This window comes from Shewanella sedimentimangrovi (genome assembly GCF_017354965.1).
GTDB classification, from domain to species: domain Bacteria; phylum Pseudomonadota; class Gammaproteobacteria; order Enterobacterales; family Shewanellaceae; genus Shewanella; species Shewanella cyperi.
Window position 1 is genome coordinate 1,190,300 of sequence record NZ_CP071502.1, and the last position, 17,207, is coordinate 1,207,506.

The 17,207-nt window shown below is 61.3% G+C and carries 8 protein-coding genes; 7 read left to right on the top strand and 1 reads right to left on the bottom strand.

Annotated features, from left to right (window positions below; all coding sequences use genetic code 11):
* Nucleotides 1-66: 66 nt before the first annotated feature.
* Entirely contained in the window at nucleotides 67-1,215 is a 1,149-nt protein-coding gene (gene yiaY, locus JYB85_RS05105) for an L-threonine dehydrogenase (RefSeq protein WP_207381321.1), read from the bottom strand.
* A 440-nt stretch (nucleotides 1,216-1,655) separates the two neighbouring features.
* On the opposite strand from yiaY, the gene malQ reads away from it, so the two are divergent.
* The 7 genes from malQ to JYB85_RS05140 all read left to right on the top strand — a co-directional run bounded on the left by malQ (nucleotide 1,656) and on the right by JYB85_RS05140 (nucleotide 17,187).
* Nucleotides 1,656-3,788 carry a 4-alpha-glucanotransferase gene (gene malQ, locus JYB85_RS05110; RefSeq protein ID WP_207381322.1) on the top strand — a complete coding sequence of 711 codons (2,133 nt, stop codon included), beginning with the start codon at nucleotides 1,656-1,658 and terminating at the stop codon, nucleotides 3,786-3,788.
* 25 nt (nucleotides 3,789-3,813) lie between these two features.
* On the top strand, nucleotides 3,814-6,222 hold the full coding sequence (gene glgB, locus JYB85_RS05115; RefSeq protein WP_407695886.1) for a 1,4-alpha-glucan branching protein GlgB: 2,409 nt from the start codon (nucleotides 3,814-3,816) through the stop codon (nucleotides 6,220-6,222).
* Nucleotides 6,219-8,306, top strand: a complete 2,088-nt coding sequence (gene glgX, locus JYB85_RS05120; protein ID WP_207381324.1) for a glycogen debranching protein GlgX — start codon at nucleotides 6,219-6,221, stop codon at nucleotides 8,304-8,306. The genes glgB and glgX overlap by 4 nt, the downstream gene beginning before the upstream one ends.
* Nucleotides 8,307-8,319: 13 nt before the next feature.
* Nucleotides 8,320-10,824: a glycogen/starch/alpha-glucan phosphorylase gene (locus JYB85_RS05125; protein WP_207381325.1), complete on the top strand. Its 2,505-nt coding sequence runs from the start codon at nucleotides 8,320-8,322 to the stop codon at nucleotides 10,822-10,824.
* 343 nt (nucleotides 10,825-11,167) lie between these two features.
* The gene (glgC, locus tag JYB85_RS05130) at nucleotides 11,168-12,436 is read left to right on the top strand and encodes a glucose-1-phosphate adenylyltransferase (RefSeq protein WP_207381326.1); all 1,269 of its coding nucleotides are present in this window, start codon (nucleotides 11,168-11,170) and stop codon (nucleotides 12,434-12,436) included.
* Nucleotides 12,437-12,481: 45 nt separating this feature from the next.
* Nucleotides 12,482-14,065 (top strand): glycogen synthase, encoded by a 1,584-nt coding sequence (locus JYB85_RS05135; protein ID WP_228730205.1) that lies wholly within the window; start codon nucleotides 12,482-12,484, stop codon nucleotides 14,063-14,065.
* An 83-nt stretch (nucleotides 14,066-14,148) separates the two neighbouring features.
* Nucleotides 14,149-17,187: an EAL domain-containing protein gene (locus JYB85_RS05140; protein WP_207381327.1), complete on the top strand. Its 3,039-nt coding sequence runs from the start codon at nucleotides 14,149-14,151 to the stop codon at nucleotides 17,185-17,187.
* Nucleotides 17,188-17,207: the final 20 nt, after the last annotated feature.

Below are 17,207 nucleotides of genomic sequence, written 5' to 3' on the forward strand. Positions count from 1 at the left end.
GATGCAGAGTCGGGGCCGCGGATATAACAAGCCCGGCACTTGGCCGGGCTTAAGCTTCAGAGCTTGTTACAGAGCGGCGGCGAATATGCCACAGATTTCTTCATGGCTGGCCTGCTTGGGGTTGGTCAGGCCGCAGGCATCCTTGAGCGCATTGCTCGCCAGGATGGGAATATCCTCGGCCTTGACCCCCAGGACGCTGAGGTTGGCGGGAATATTCACCGCTGTCGCCAGGGCCTCGATGGCGGTGATGGCGGCCTCGGCACCCTCTGCCGCGGTCATCCCATCGGTATTGACCCCCATGGCCCTGGCCACGTCCGCCAGCCTGGTTGCCGCCACCTGGGCGTTATAACGCTGCACGTGTGGCAAGAGCACGGCGTTGCAAACTCCGTGTGGCAAGTCGTAGAAGCCGCCCAGCTGGTGGGCCATCGCATGCACATAACCCAGGCTGGCATTGTTGAACGCCATACCGGCGAGGAACTGGGCATAGGCCATCTGCTCACGGGCCTCCATGTCCTGGCCCTCGGCCACGGCCCTTGGCAGGAAGGCACTGATAAGTTCCACCGCTTTCAGCGCGCAGGCATCGGTGATGGGATTGGCGGCGATGGATACATAGGCCTCAATGGCATGGGTCAGGGCATCCATACCTGTGGCGGCGGTAAGCCCGGCGGGTTTGGCCAGCATCAGGTGCGGATCGTTGACCGACAGCAGCGGCGTGGTGTGCTTGTCGACAATGGCCATCTTAATGTGGCGCGCCTCGTCGGTAATGATGCAGAAACGGGTCATCTCGCTGGCGGTGCCGGCCGTGGTGTTGATGGCCACCAGGGGCAGTTGGGGTTTGGCAGATTTGTCGACCCCCTCATAGTCACGGATGCTGCCGCCGTTGCTGGCCACCAGAGCTATGCCCTTGGCGCAATCGTGAGGCGAGCCGCCCCCAAGGGAAATCACAAAGTCACATTCGTTTTCTTGCAGCAGTGCCAGCCCGGCCTCCACGTTGGCCGTGGTCGGGTTGGGCTGGACGCCGTCAAACACCACAGATTCAATGGCCGCCGTGGCCAGTTTGTCCTGCAGCTGAGCCACCATACCCAACTGGCACAGGGGCTTGTCGGTCACTATCAGGGCCCGCTTGAAACCCAGAGACTGAATATCTGTGACCGCGGTTTCCAGGGCACCCTGACCCAGTACGTTAACAGCGGGAATAAAAAATTTTGCAGCCATAAATCCACCTTGAAATATAAAAGAAATATTGAGGAAATTTTCTGACCGGCAAGGTAGCAATTTGCGCCGCGCAGCTCTGTGATCCGGCGCCAATCCTGGCCCCCCGCTGCCGACTTATCCGCAAAACTTGAAACTGAATAACGTTATTGAGCTTTTTAGTCGGTCAGGTCGGCCTTTTATCGCCCCCTGTTCTGCCTGCTTCTGGGGCGCGCTGCACAATATTTGTGCAGGCCAAGGCTGGTTAACGGAAAAAATGCTGGCGGCTTAAGGTGTTAACCTTCCGGATGACTGCTCTTCAATTACCTGAAAAATATTGGAAAAAATCCGTCACCTGGCTGACACCTTTCTGTCGCATTGCTGTTATCTGACTTTGGCATGCTTGCTGCTCATCCAATAACGGGATTGGGCGCCTTAGGGATAGGGCTGGGGAGGAAGGCAGTATGGCATTGGATAAATTGCTTTACCTGCAGGGCGTTGGGGATCGTTTTATCGATTGCCTGGGCCGGGACTTGCCCATAGACCCGGGCAGCCGCCGGGCACTGCTCAATACCATGCTGGGCTTGCCCGTGGGGGAAGTGCTTGCCGATGAGCTGATCAATGAGCGCATCTTTGAGCTGGACGCCGCCCCCTGGCGTGGCCTGCTGCCGCGCTTCCAATGGCAGCACGTGGATGCCGCCGCCATCGAATGCTTCCTGCCCGCCGGCATGGACCAGACCTTCGAGTGCCACATACAGGCCGAAGGTCAGCAGGAGTGGCTGAGCCTGGAACTGTCACCCAAGGCCATGAGGGTCACGGGTGAATACCGCATCGATGATATTCAGTACCTGAGGTTTAACGCCGTGCTCAATCCGGGGCCGGGTCTGGGCTATCACAGGCTCAGGCTGTGCCATCCCTTGCTTGGGGAGGCGGAGGGCATACTCATGCTGGCGCCGCGGCAGGCCTTTCTTGGCCGCCTTGAGCCGGGACGGCGCAATCAGCAGCGGTTGCCCTTTGGGGTCAGCGTTGGTCTCTGGGCTCTGAGAAGCGCCAATCAGTGGGGCATAGGGGACTTTGGCGACCTCGGCCAGCTGCTGGATTTTTTGTGCCGCGAGGGCGCCGACTTTGTGCTGCTCAATCCCCTGCACGCCCCCGATATTGCCAGCCCGGAGGATCCCAGCCCCTACAGCCCCTGGGACAGGCGTTGGCTCAATCCCCTGTATATCCAGATTGAAGACTGCGCCGAATACCCGGCGCTGTCGCAGGAGTTTGCCGGTAACGACTGGCAAATCCAGCGCAAGCTGCTGAACCAGGATGCCTGGCTCGACTACCCCAGGGTGCAGGGCCTTAAGTATCGTGCCTTTGCCCTGTTGTTCCAGCAGTTTTGCAGCCTACGCCAGGACAACCTGCGCCGCAGCCGCCTGGCGGATTTTGTGGCTGCCCAGGGCCAGGCCCTGGCGGACTTTGCCCGCGCCGAGGTCAGCCGCGCCAGGGTATCGCCCCTGTGGGAGGGCGCCGCCGATGCGCCCTGGCTCAGGGATAGCCTGGCGCGGGAGGATTTTCATCAATACCTGCAATTTATCGCCGCCGATCAGCTGCAGTTGTGCCAGCTCAGGGCCCGTCAGGGCGGCATGAGCATAGGCCTGGTGCGGGATCTTGCGGTCGGCGCCCGCGCCGGGGGCAGTGAACTGACCTCTGCCAATGGCCTCTTTTGCCAACAGGCCAGCATAGGGGCACCGCCGGATCCCTTCTCGGCCACGGGCCAGGACTGGGGCCTGCCGCCGCCGGATCCCATTGCCATGGCCAAGCAGGATTTCAGCCATTTCATCGCACTGCTGCGGGCCAACATGAGCGGCTGCGGCGCCCTGCGCATCGATCACATCATGGGGCTGCAACGCCTCTGGTGGTGGGTTGGCAGGGACGGCGGCTACGTCTACTACCCCAGCGATACCTTGCTGGCAATCTTGTGCCTTGAGAGTCAGCGCAATTGCTGCCTGGTGCTGGGGGAAGATCTCGGCACTGTGGCGCCGGATCTGCGCCATCGCCTGTGGGAGAGCGCCATTCCCGGCAACGACCTGTTTTATTTCTGTCGCGAGGGCGAGGACTTCTGCGCCCCGGCACACTATCGCCATCAGAGCCTGATGATGCAGGCCAATCACGACGTGGCGCCGCTGTCGGCCTGGTGGAGTGGCAGCGATCTGCACCTGAGGCGCCAGCTGGAGCTGATTGGCAGCGACGAGGAGTTGGGCGCTGCGCTCGCCGCGCGCGAACAGGACAAGGAGGCGCTGCTCAGGCGCCTTGAGCAGGAGGGGCTGCTGGAAGCCGGCGCCGAGCGGCCGTTGGCCTTCGACAGCCTGTTGCCGCGCACCATGGCCCTGGTGGCCAAGGGCCGGTCGCTCCTGGTCAGCGTCCAGCTGGCCGATCTCGCCCGCGACCGCCACCCGGTCAACATTCCCGGCACCAGTCACCAATACGCCAACTGGCAGCGGCGCCTGCCCGCCAGCCTGACCACCCTGTTTGCCGACCCACTGCTGCTGCAGTGCCTGCACCTTATCCGTCAGGGTAGGCTGCAGGCGGCCCAGGACTGCTCAGATTAAAGAATTATCAAATTGAGAGGGACCGATCATGACCCAACAAGCACCAGCCTTTGAACCCAGTGCCGCCCATGCCTTGGCCCGTGGCGAGTTTATCGATGTCTTCTCTTTGCTCGGCATGCACCCCGTGACCGATGGCCTCATGGTGCGCTGTTTTCTGCCGGGGGCCGAAGCGGTGGAGCTTATCGGCCGCAAGGACGGCAAGAAGATCGCCAGTCTGGAGCCCTGCGGTAGCGAGGGGCTGTTTGCCGGCCTCGCCGGCCGTCGCAAGCAGGCCTTTCCCTATCTGCTGCGGGTACGCTATCCCCTGGCGACGCTGGACATCTGCGATCCCTACCAGTTTACCAGCCTGCTGCGGGAGGACGATCTGTACCTGTTCAGCGAAGGGCGCCAGTTCAATGCCCAGGGTTTTATGGGCGCCACCCACAGCAGCGTCGATGGGGTTGAGGGGATCCTGTTTTGCGTCTGGGCCCCCAACGCCCGGCGGGTGTCCGTGGTTGGCGACTTCAACCACTGGGATGGCCGGGTGCATGTGATGCGCCGCCATCCCGCCAACGGCGTCTGGGAGCTGTTTATCCCGGCGGCCAGGGCCGGCGATCACTACAAGTTCGAAATCATGACAGAGCAGGGCGAGTGCCTGGTCAAGGCCGATCCCTACGCCCATGCCATGGAAGGGGCCCCCAACAATGCCTCGCTGGTGGCGCCCAAGAGCCGTTTCCAGTGGCAGGATGAGGCCTGGATGCAGGCTCGCCTTGGCGATCAGCACCTCAAGCCCCTGTCCATCTACGAGGTGCATCTGGGTTCCTGGCGCCGCAAGGGGGACAATGGCGAGCATTTCCTCAGTTACCGCGAGCTGGCGGATCAGCTGGTGCCCCATGTGCAGCAGCTGGGCTTTACCCACATAGAGCTGATGCCGCTCAGTGAATTTCCCTTCGACGGCTCCTGGGGCTACCAGCCCGTGGGCCTCTATGCCCCGACCCAGAGGTTCGGCGACGCCGATGGCCTCAGATATTTGGTGGACGCCTGCCACAGGGCCGGCATAGGCGTGTTGCTGGACTGGGTGGTGGCCCACTTTCCCAAGGATCACCACGGCCTGGCGCGCTTCGACGGCACCTGCCTGTATGAGCACGAAGATCCCCGCCAGGGCAGCCATCCCGACTGGGATACGGCCATCTTCAACTACGGTCGCGGCGAGGTGGTGAGCTTCCTCATCTCCAACGCCGCCTGGTGGCTGAAGGAATTCCACCTCGACGGCCTGCGCCTCGACGCCGTCTCCTCCATGTTGTACCTGGACTACAGCCGCGAAGAGGGCCAATGGCTGCCCAACCGTCACGGCGGCCGCGAAAATCTGGAGGCCATAGACTTCCTCAAGCTGCTGAACCAGACCCTGTACCGCGAGTGTCCCGGGGTGATGGTGATAGCAGAGGAGTCCACCGCCTGGCCCGCCGTCAGCCGTCCCATCGACAGCGGCGGCCTCGGCTTTGGCTTCAAGTGGAACATGGGCTGGATGAACGACACCCTGGACTATCTGGGCCGGGACCCCATCTTCCGCCGCCATCACCACAACCAGCTGACCTTCGGCCTGATGTACGCCTTCAGCGAGCAATTTATCCTGTCCATCAGCCACGACGAGGTGGTGCACGGCAAGCGCGCCCTGCTGGAAAAAATCCCCGGCGACGACTGGCAGAAGTTCGCCACCCTGAGGGCCTTCTACGGCTTTATGTGGGGTCATCCCGGCAAGAAGTTGCTGTTTATGGGCGCCGAGTTCGGCCAGCGTGACGAATGGAACCATGACCGCAGCCTCGACTGGCACCTGCTGCAATACGCGCCCCATCAGCAATTGGGACTCTGGCTTAAGGATCTCAACCGCCTTTACCGCGAGCGGCCCTGCCTGGCGCTGACCGACAGCTCCCCCGACGGTTTCCGCTGGCTCGATTGCGACAATGCCGAGGCGTCCGTGTTGCTGTTTCTCCGTCGCCACGGCGATGAGGAGCTGCTGTTTATCATCAACATGAGCCCGAACGTGTACCAGGGCTTTAGGGTGGGCCTGCCCAGGGCGGGGCTGTGGCAGGAGCTGCTCAACAGCGACAGCGAGGTGTATGGCGGCAGCAATGTGGGCAACGGCAGCGGGATCCAGGCCGAAGAAACCCCCTGGCAGGACATGGAGTACAGCGCCCTGGTGACTGTGCCGCCGCTGGCCTGTGTGGTCTTGGCACCGGAAGCCGCTATTGCAGTCAGTAAAGCCACTCCCGAAACCGTTTCCGAAGCCATGCCCGAGACTAGAGCTCAGACTTCGGCCAAGCCCAAGGCAGTCACCAAACCCAAGACTGCGAGCAAGTCCAAGGCCGAGACCCCCAAGGCCGCAGCTAAACCCAAGGCCGCTGTTAAACCCAAGGCCGCGGCCAAGCCCAAAACCACCAAGGGAACGGGCGCATGACAGGCCGCTGCCGCGTCGGCAAGGTCTATCCCCCGGGCGCCAGCCTGGGGGAGGGCGGTGTCAATTTCTCCGTATTCAGCCGCCACGCCGCGGCGCTGGAGCTATGCCTGTTCGACGGCGAAGGATTGGAAACCGCTCGCCTGCCCATGGTGCAGCAGGGCTTTTGGTGGTGCCTGTGGGTCGATGGCCTTGGCGCCGGTCAGGCCTACGGTTTTCGGGCCCATGGCCCCTGGGAACCGACCCTGGGCCACAGGTTTAACCGCCACAAGCTGCTGCTGGACCCCTATGCCAGGGCGCTGACCGGTGTGCCGCGGATTTCCGGGGCCAGCTACGCCCATGTGCCGGGCCAGGCCCTGGAAGACGCGCTGCTGGATGAGACAGACAACGCCGGGCTGATGCCCAAGTGTCTGGTGCTGGACGTAGGCGCCTTGCCACCATTTGAGCATGCCAAACCCGGCCATGCCATGGCGGCAAGTGTGCTGTACGAGCTGCACCTCAAGGGCTTTTCCATGGGCTTTCCCGGCATAGAAGAGTCCAAGCGGGGCACCTTTGCCGCCCTCGCCGAACCTGCTGTGCTGGCCTATTTCCAAAGTCTTAGGATCAGCGCCATCGAACTATTACCTGTGCAGGCCTTTTTCAGCGAGCCCTTTTTGCTCGACAAGGGCCTGGTCAATTACTGGGGCTACAACAGCATTGGCTTTATGGCGCCCCACAGCCCCTACGGCGATATAGCCCAGTTCCGCGCCATGGTGGATGCGCTCCACGGCATTGGCGTCGAAGTGATCCTGGACGTGGTCTACAACCACAGCGCCGAGGGTAACCGTTTGGGGCCGATTTACAGCTTCCGCGGCCTCGACAACGCCTGTTACTACCGCCTCAGCGGTGGCGATGGCCGTTTCTATATCAACGACAGCGGCTGCGGCAATACCCTTGACCTGTGCCAGCCCCAGGTGCTGACCCTGGTGATGGACTCGCTGCGCTACTGGGTCGAGGTCGGCGGCGTCGACGGCTTCCGCTTCGATCTCGCCGCTTGTCTCGGGCGCGAGTCCTATGGCTTCGATCCGGGCGCCGGCTTCTTCGATGCCCTGGCCCAGGATCCCGTGCTGCGACAGGTGAAGCTGATTGCCGAGCCTTGGGACGTGGGCCCGGGCGGCTACCAGCTGGGACACTTTCCTGTGTCTTTCTCCGAGTGGAATGACAGGTACCGGGATACCCTGAGGCGCCTGTGGCGCGGCGATCCCGGCATGCTGCCTGAGTTTGCCCGCCGCTTCCATGGCTCCAGCGATCTGTTCGAACACACGGGCCGGGGGCCCGCCGCCAGCATCAACTTCATCTGCAGCCACGACGGTTTCACCCTGAGGGATCTGCTCAGTTTCACCCGCCGCCACAACGAGGCCAACGGTGAGGACAACCGCGACGGCCACAATGAAAACTTCAGCAGCAACCATGGTCTCGAAGGCGGGGGCGGTGCCGGCCTGGAGGCGCTGCGCCAACGCAAGGCCCGCAGCCTGCTGGCCTGCCTGTTGTTGTCCCAGGGGGTGCCCATGTTGCTGGCGGGCGACGAGCTGTGGCACAGCCAGCGCGGCAACAACAATGCCTATTGCCAGGACAATGCCATCGGCTGGATTGACTGGCAGGGGGCCGATCCCGCCATGCAGCGCTTTACCGCGGATCTTATCGCCATCCGCCGCCGCTTCGGCTTTTTGTGCCGCGAGCGTTATATCCACTGCGATAACCCGGCGGCGCCGGCGGCCCTGGCCTGGTTCAGTCAACATGGCGAGCCCATGAGCCGCAGCCAGTGGAGCGATGCCCACTGCACCTGCCTGAGCCTGCTGTTGTCCTGCCGCGAAGCCCCCTATAGCGATGCCCTGCTGGTGATGCTCAATACCGGCAGCGAGCCGCTGCGCTTCCTGGCTCCCGCCGTGCCCATAGAGGGTGAATTCCACTGCCTGCTGTCGAGCGCCGACAGCGATCTGGTGGGCACCCGCTTGGCCCCGGGGGGGGACATCTGGGTTCCGGCCATGGGGGTGCTGTTGTTCCACGGCACTCTGCCTGCCCTTATTCATATTGCAAGCGATTGTTAAATCTGGAGTTCCTATGGCGAAACAAGCAGATGCTCAAGCAGACAAGTATGCAGCGACGGATGCGGACAGGGACGCGGGGCACACAGGTGAACGCCTGCCGCCCTGCGAGCCCTGTGAGGCGCTGGCGGCCACCCTCAATCGCCACCTGCGGGCGGGCCTGTGCCGCGATGAGCGCCGGGTGGAGGATCTGTTCCAGGCCCTGGCGCTGTCGGTAAAGGAGCAGCTGCTGGATGACTGGCGCGCCACCCGCAATGCCGACAACGATTATGGTCGGCGCCAGGTGGCCTACCTGTCGCTGGAATTTCTGATGGGCCGCACTTTGGGCAATGCACTGCTGAACCTCGACCTCACGGACGAGGCCCGCCGCTGCCTGACCGAACATGCGGTGGCGTTGGAGACAGTGGAGGAGGCCGAACACGACGCGGGCCTTGGCAACGGCGGCCTGGGACGGCTGGCGGCCTGCTTTCTCGACAGCTGCGCCAGCATGGACCTGGCGGTCACAGGCTACGGTATTCGCTACGAATACGGCATGTTCGCCCAGAAGATAGTCGACGGCTTCCAGATTGAGCGGCCGGATCGCTGGCTCAGGGACGGCAATCCCTGGGAGGTGCGCCAGGCCCAGCGGGCTCTGACCGTGCCCTTCTTCGGCCACACCGAATCCTATGTGGACCGCAACGGCCGGCGCCATATGCAGTGGGTCGGCACCCAGGACGTGCTGGCCGTGCCCCACGATATGCCGGTGCCCGGCTATCGCAATGGTCGCATCAATACCCTGAGGCTGTGGAAGGCCGAGGCCACAGATGATTTCGATCTGGAGGAATTCAATCAGGGCGATTATGCCGAGGCGGTGGCGCGCAAGAACCTGGCGGAGCAGATCACCATGGTGCTCTATCCCAACGACGCCAGCGAGAACGGCAAGGAGCTGAGGCTCAGGCAACAGTACTTTTTGTCCTCCGCCAGTTTGCAGGATCTGCTGCGCCGCTATGTGCGCTGCTTCGGCGAGGACTTTTCCCACTTTGCCCGCCACAACGTGGTGCAGCTCAACGATACCCATCCGGCCATCGCTGTGCCCGAACTGATGCGGCTGCTGATGGATGTCTATTGCCTGGAGTGGGATCAGGCCTGGGAAATCACCTGCCACACCATGGCCTACACCAATCACACCCTGCTGCCGGAGGCGCTGGAGCGTTGGAGCGTGCGCACCCTGGGGCACATTTTGCCGCGGATTATGGAGATTATCTTCGAGATCAACGCCCGCTATCTGGACTCGGTGGCACACCATTGGCCGGGGGACGGCCACAAGCTGGCGGCCATGTCCATCATAGAGGAGGGGCCGGAACCCCAGGTGAGGATGGCTTATCTCGCCATAGTGGCCAGCTTCTCGGTCAACGGGGTGGCGGCGCTGCACACCCGCTTGCTGAAAGATGGGTTGTTCCGCGATTTTTATGCCCTTTGGCCCGAACGCTTTAACAACAAGACCAATGGCGTCACCCCCAGGCGCTGGCTGGCACACTGCAATCCGCGGTTGGCGGCGCTGCTGGACTCACGCTTAGGCAGCGGCTGGAAGTCGGATCTGAGCCTGCTGTCGGGCCTCAATGCCTTCTGCGGCGACCGGGACTTTATCCACGCCTGGCGCGAGGTCAAGCAGGCCAACAAGCAGGCCCTGGCTGAGCTGGTGTCGCGGGAGTGCCAGGTGCAGTTTGACACTGCCATGCTGTTCGATGTGCAGGTCAAACGTATACACGAGTACAAGCGCCAGCTGCTCAACATACTGCATGTGATCCACCTGTATCAGAAGATCCTTGCCGGTGACACCGAGCACATGGTGCCGCGCTGCGTGCTGATCGGCGGCAAGGCGGCCCCGGGCTACGCCATGGCCAAGCTGATCATCAAGCTGGCGGGCAACGTGGCCCACATGGTCAACTCAGATCCCCTGGTCACCCCCTGGCTGCGCTTTGCCTTCCTGCCCAATTACAACGTCAGTGCCATGGAGCGCATCTGCCCCGGCACGGATCTGTCGGAGCAGATCTCCACCGCCGGCAAGGAGGCCTCGGGCACGGGCAATATGAAGTTCATGATGAACGGTGCCCTCACCATAGGCACCCTGGATGGCGCCAACATAGAGATGATGGAAGAGGTGGGCGAGGACAACTTTTTCCTCTTCGGCCTCAGTGCCGACGAGGTGGCGGCCATGAAGCGGGACTACCGGCCCCAGGAGTTTATCCAGCGATCACCGGCGCTCAAGGCCGTGCTGGAGCTGATCAAGAGCGGTCATTTCAGCCTGCTGGAACCTGGGATCTTCGAGCCCCTGCTGCAGGCCATAGAGAGCCCCTGGGATCAGTGGATGTTGGCCGCCGACTTCGATGCCTATTGCCAGGCCCAGCACAGGGCCAACGAACTCTACCGCAATCCGGAGCGCTGGGCCGCCTGCAGCATACGCAATACCGCCGCCAGCGGCCGTTTTTCAAGCGATTTCACCATTGCGAATTACCGCGATGAAATATGGAAGGGAGCCTAATGATGACTTGTCTGTTACCTGGCCTTTGCGCCAGCGATGTCACCATAGCGAACTATTGCCACTTAGCGCGAAGAAATATGGAAGGGAGCCCGAGATGTTGGAGTTATTGCCCAGCCGTTTTTCCAGCGATGTCACCATAGCGAACTATTGCCATTTAGCGCGATGAAATATGGAAGGGAGCCTGAGATGAAATGTTTGTTAGCTGGCCGTTTTTCCAGTGATGTCACCATAGCCAACTATTGCCACTTAGCGCGATGAAATATGGAAGGGAGCCTGATGCGAAAACGTCTGGTTTTGAAAAGGAGCCCGAAGATGAGTTGTCTGACCCAAGGAGTACATGTCTATGCCTAATTCCAGCCCCCGCTACATCAGTAACCTGACCCGGGAAACCTATGCGCTGATCCTCGCCGGTGGCCGGGGTTCGCGCCTGCACGAACTCACCGATTGGCGCGCCAAGCCGGCGCTGTACTTCGGTGGCAAGTTCAGGATCATCGACTTTCCCCTGTCCAACTGTATCAACTCGGGCATTCGCCGGGTGGGGGTGGTGACCCAGTACAAGTCCCACTCCCTTATCCGCCACGTGATGCGTGGCTGGGGCCATTTCAAGAAGGAGCTGGGGGAGTCGGTGGAAATCCTGCCCGCTTCCCAGCGCTACTCGGAAAACTGGTATCAGGGCACGGCCGATGCCGTGTTCCAGAACATAGACATTATCCGCCACGAGCTGCCCAAGTACGTGATGATCCTCTCCGGGGATCACGTCTATCGCATGGACTATGCCGGCCTGCTGGCGGCCCATGCCGAGTCCGGTGCCGACATGACTGTTTCCTGCCTGGAGGTGCCTGTGGCCGAGGCCGCCAATGCCTTCGGGGTGATGGAGGTGGACGAGAGCAATCGCATTCTGGGGTTCGAAGAAAAACCGGCGCTGCCGCGCAGCCTTCCGGGCAATCCCGAGCTGTGTCTGGCCTCCATGGGTAACTATGTGTTCAACACAGAATTTCTGTTTGAGCAGCTGAAAAAAGATGCCCAGAACGCCGACTCGGACCGGGATTTCGGCAAGGACATCATCCCGGCCATCATAGAGCAGCACAAGGTGTACGCCTATCCCTTCAAGAGCGCCTTCCCCAACGAGCAGGCCTACTGGCGCGATGTGGGCACCCTGGACTCCTTCTGGCAGGCGAACATGGAGCTGCTGTCACCGACCCCGGCACTGAACCTGTACGACGCCAAGTGGCCCATCTGGACCTATCAGGAGCAGCTGCCTCCGGCCAAGTTTGTCTTTGATGACGATGAGCGCCGCGGCATGGCGGTGGACTCAGTGGTATCCGGCGGCTGCATCATCTCCGGCGCCACTGTGCGCCACAGCGTGCTGTTCAACGAGGTGCGGGTCTGCTCCTTCTCGACTGTGGAAAACTCTGTGGTGTTGCCTGATGTGGTGGTGCTGCGCCACTGCAAAATCAAGAACGCCATTATCGATCGCGGCTGCATTATCCCCGAAGGCATGGTCATCGGCTACAACCACGACCAGGACAGGGCCAAGGGCTTCCGGGTGTCCGAGAAGGGGGTGGTGCTGGTGACCCGCGACATGCTGGGCCTGCCGGTGGGCTACGAATAAGGCCGCTTTCGATATGTGAGCCGGCGCGTAATAAATTGAAGGGGAATGGGATTGAAGTCAGTGTTGTTGTTGGCGGCTGAAAACGCCGTATTGAAAGGGGCCAAGGTGGGCGGCATGGCCGATGTGATTGGCGACTTGCCCGCCGCGCTGGAGCAGGTAGACATTGCCGCCTCTGTGTTGATGCCGGGCTACGGTTTTCTGGCAAGCCGACACGGCGCCGCCCTGGTGGCCGAGTTTACTGTGCCGTTCCGGGATGGTCATTGGTCCATGCGTCTGTCCATCTTGCCGCACCCCAGGGCGCAATCGGCACGGATTTACCTTATCGACGGTCCCAGCCTGGATGCGGCGCCGTCCGCGCTCTACCACCAGAGCAGTCCCCAGCGGCCCTTCGCCGATGATGCCGACCGTTTCGCCCTGTTCGGCGCCGCGGCGGCCACCGCCCTGTGCAATGGCCTGGTGCCCATGCACGATGTGCTGCATCTGCATGACTGGCATATGGGGGCCTTTGCGCTGCTGCGGGCCTTCGACCCAAGGTATCTCGCCCTCAGGGACATACCGGCTGTGCTGACGGTCCACAACCTGGCGCTGCAGGGCACCCGGCCCCTGGCCCAGGAGTCCTCCTCCCTGGCGGCCTGGTTCCCGGCCCTGTTTGCCTCCCTCGGTGGTGCCCAGCTGGCCCAGCTGGCAGACCGGCGCTATGGCGGTTGCATCAATCCGCTGCGCAGTGCCATCAACCTGGTGGACAGGGTGCATCTGGTGTCGCCCCACTACTGCGAGGAAGTGCTGCTGCCCTCAAGGCCCGAGGCGGGCTTTATCGGCGGCGAGTCGCTGGAACTGGATCTGGCGCGCCACAGGGACAGGGGCACTTTGGTGGGGATACTCAATGGCTGCAACTATGACAACGATGGTGCCGAGGGCGAAAGGGGCCGGCCAACGGCCCTGGCGCTGGTGCGCACCATTCAGCGGACCCTGATCCGGGCACAGGCCCACAGACGGGACGTAGCCGCGGTGGACTTTATCGCTGCTGCCTGCCTGCCTGAACTGTTCGACAATGAGCAGGCCTTTGTTATCAGTTCAGTGGGCCGGCTCACCGCCCAGAAGGTGCAGATATTGAGGCAGAGGCGCGCCAGCGGCGAGACTGTGCTGGAGGCTCTGCTGACGCAGCTGCGGGCCTGGCGCCCGGACGCCCGGCTCATCATGCTCGGCAGCGGCGATGAGGACATAGGTCGGGAGTTTCAGGCAATAGCGGCGCAGCAGGATAACTTCCTGTTTATCAACCACTATGATGAAGCCCTGTCCGAGGCTTTGTATCTGCGGGGCGATCTGTTCCTGATGCCAAGCTCCTTCGAGCCCTGCGGCATCAGCCAGATGCTGGCCATGCGTGCCGGCCAGCCCTGTCTGGTGCATGGCGTCGGCGGTCTGGTGGACACGGTTAGCCATGGCCACAACGGCTGGTCGTTTCAGGGCGAGACCCCTCTGGCCCAGGGGGAATCGCTGCTGGCACGCCTGGCGGAGCTGCTGCCCCTGGTGGGCTCGGATACCTGGCGCCGGGTGGCCACCAACGCCGCCGCCAGCCGTTTCGACTGGCCCGCCCAAGCCCGGCAATATGCCGATATGCTGTATGCCTGATGTCCCCTGAGTCGCTGTGGATATCTGCTACACTCAATTGATAAAAAAGAGGTAAACACACGGCTAAGGGGATAGGGCGCTTCATGGAGCAGGGCATCTTTTTTCCGTTGATCCAGAACGCGGCCCTGCTGCTGGCGTTGGTGTTCGTCTATGACGCCATTCCCCGCCGTCACAAACGCAAGTACTTCCTGCTCTGGCGCATTGGCATAGGGGTTATCGTCGGCGCCATCGGCATGACAATCATGTCGACACCCTGGGTTTTTGCCCCCGGCATCATCTTCGATACCCGCTCGGTGCTCTTGGCCGTCTCCGGACTGTTTTTCGGTGGCCTGCCCACCATGGTTGCCGTGATCATGACGGCTGCCTATCGCTACGCCATCGGTGGCCCTGCCATGTGGATAGGCATTGCGGTCATCATCTCCAGTGGCGCCGTAGGGGCCCTGTGGCGGCTGCGCCGTAAATCCATGCTGGCATCCATGGGCTGGGGCGAGCTCTATGGCATAGGTTTCCTGGTACACCTGATTATGCTGTCCTGGATGTTGATTTTGCCCTGGGACACGGCCTGGAGAGTGCTGTCGCAGATCACCCTGCCGGTGCTGACCATATACCCGCTGGCAACCATGATGGTGGGACGCTTGCTGTCGCGGCGCATAGAGATAGAGCGGGACGACAAGATGCGCCTGCAGGATGACTTCCTGTTCCGCTCCCAGTTCGATGCCGGCAACATAGGCATAGCCATAGGCACGGTCGACAAGTGCTGGATCAAGGTCAACTCCCGCCTGTGTCAGATGTTCAAATACAGCGAAAAGGAGCTGTTGCGCCTGGGCTGGGATCAGCTGTCACACCCGGACGATCTCTATACCGACACCCAGCAGTTCGAACGCCTGCTGCTGGGGGATATTGACCAATACGAGCTCAAGAAACGCTTTTTTGCCAAAGACGGCACCCTGGTCTACACCCTGATGAGCGTTTCCTGCAAACGCAGTAATGGGCGGGTGCAGCTGGTGATCGCCGGTTTTCTGGATATCACTGAGCAGACCCTGGCGGAGCAGTCGGTCAGCGCCAGTCGCGAGCAGCTGCAGCTGGTACTCGACAGCGGCGAGCTGGGGTTTTGGGACTGGGATATCCCCAGGGATGAAGTTATTCGCAACGAGCGCTGCGCCCAGATGTTGGGGGTGAGCCACAATGAGTTGATGGACAATCACAGGATCTGGATCAACGCCATCCATCCCGACGACAGGGTGGAAATGCTAAGGGCCATGGAGCTGCATCTGCAGGGCCGTACCGCCAACTTCAGTATGGACTACCGGTTGAAAACCGCCGATGGCACCGAGCGCTGGATCCGCGACCGGGGTCGGGTGGTGGCCAGGGATGAGCAGGGCAAACCACTGCGGGTCTGCGGCATCCATGTGGACATCAGCCAGAGCCGCAAACAACAGGAATCCCTGGAGCTGGCGGCCTCTGTTTACAACAGTTCCAGCGAGGCCATGAGTGTGCTCGACGCCAAGGGCCATATTATCACCATCAATGCCGCCTTTTCCCGCATTACTGGCTACAACGAAAGCGAGGTCCAGGGGCAACATGTGTCCCTGTTCTACTGCGATACCAACGGCGAAAATTTCTATCGCGAGATGAACCAACAGCTGCGTGAAAAGGGCCACTGGCAGGGAGAAATGTGGCAAAAGCGCAAAAACGGCGACGAGTATCTGATCTGGCTGACAGTCAATACCATCTATGATCGCCAGCACAGGCCACACCGGCGGGTGGCGCTGTTCTCGGATATCACTGAAATGAAGCAGCAGGAGCAGCTGATCTGGCAGCAGGCCAACTACGATCCGCTGACGGGCTTGCCGAACCGGCGCATGTTGCTCGATTATCTGGGGCGGGAAATCGTTGCCTGCGAACGGCGCAAACGTCACTTTGCCCTTTTGTTCCTTGATTTGGATTTCTTCAAAGAAATCAATGACACCCTTGGCCATGACATGGGTGATCAGCTGCTGGTTGAGTGCAGTCGCCGCCTGCAACTGTGCGTGCGCGATTCGGACGTGGTGGCGCGACTGGGGGGCGATGAGTTTACCGTGATCCTGCGGGACATAGCAGAGCAATCCGGGGTCGAGCGGGTGGCTGAGCAGATCCTCAAGGCCCTGGCCGAACCCTACCAACTGGGGGAGCACACCAGTTACATCAGCGCCAGTATCGGCATTACCCTGTATCCGGAAGATGCCGACAGCCGCGAGGCGCTGCTGAAACACGCCGACCAGGCCATGTATGCCGCCAAGGCCCAGGGCCGCAACCGCTTCAACTTCTTCACCCCCTCAATGCAGGAATATGCCCACTTCCGCATGCACCTTATTCAGGACCTGCGTTTGGCTGTGGAGCGGCAGGAGTTCAGCCTGTTTTTCCAGCCGATAGTGGAGCTGAAAAGCGGCGACATTCACAAGGCCGAGGTGCTGCTGCGCTGGCAGCATGAGACCCGCGGCTATGTCTCGCCGGCGGACTTTATTCCCGTGGCCGAGGAGACAGGCCTTATTCTGGAGATAGGTGCCTGGGTGCTGGAACAGGCGGCAAGACAGAGTAAGGAATGGCAACAAAAACATGAACGTATAGTGCAGCTCAGTATCAACAAGTCACCAATCCAGTTCCGTGATGAGGGGGAATATTTCAGCCGCTGGATGTCACTGCTTAAGGAGCTGCAATTGGGGCCCGGCGGCATATGTGTTGAGATCACCGAGGGTCTGCTGCTCGACGCCGCCACCGGGGTATCGGATAAGCTGCTGGCTTACCGCGATGCCGGCATTCAGGTGGCCCTGGATGACTTTGGCACCGGCTATTCCTCTTTGGCCTACCTGAAAAAGTTCGATATAGATTATTTGAAAATCGATCAGTCCTTTATCCGCAATCTGGTGGATGATTCCAGCGATCATTCCCTGTGCGAGGCCATTATCGTCATGGCCCATAAACTCGGGATGAAGGTGATAGCCGAAGGGGTCGAGAGCGAGGACCAGCGTGAACTGCTGCGCACCATGGGCTGCGACTATGCCCAGGGCTACCTGTTCTCCCGTCCCATGAGCGCCGCCGAGTTCGAGCAAGAGTTCCTGCTGGATGACAAGGCCAATGCCTGACTTTCAAGCTTGCCCCATCG

What these genes read in the sequence shown, in the direction of transcription:
- yiaY (WP_207381321.1), bottom strand. Translation starts at nt 1,215, where the DNA reads ATGGCTGCAAAATTTTTTATTCCCGCTGTTAACGTACTGGGTCAGGGT.
- malQ (WP_207381322.1), top strand. Translation starts at nt 1,656, where the DNA reads ATGGCATTGGATAAATTGCTTTACCTGCAGGGCGTTGGGGATCGTTTT.
- glgX (WP_207381324.1), top strand. Translation starts at nt 6,219, where the DNA reads ATGACAGGCCGCTGCCGCGTCGGCAAGGTCTATCCCCCGGGCGCCAGC.
- JYB85_RS05125 (WP_207381325.1), top strand. Translation starts at nt 8,320, where the DNA reads ATGGCGAAACAAGCAGATGCTCAAGCAGACAAGTATGCAGCGACGGAT.
- glgC (WP_207381326.1), top strand. Translation starts at nt 11,168, where the DNA reads ATGCCTAATTCCAGCCCCCGCTACATCAGTAACCTGACCCGGGAAACC.
- JYB85_RS05135 (WP_228730205.1), top strand. Translation starts at nt 12,482, where the DNA reads ATGGGATTGAAGTCAGTGTTGTTGTTGGCGGCTGAAAACGCCGTATTG.
- JYB85_RS05140 (WP_207381327.1), top strand. Translation starts at nt 14,149, where the DNA reads ATGGAGCAGGGCATCTTTTTTCCGTTGATCCAGAACGCGGCCCTGCTG.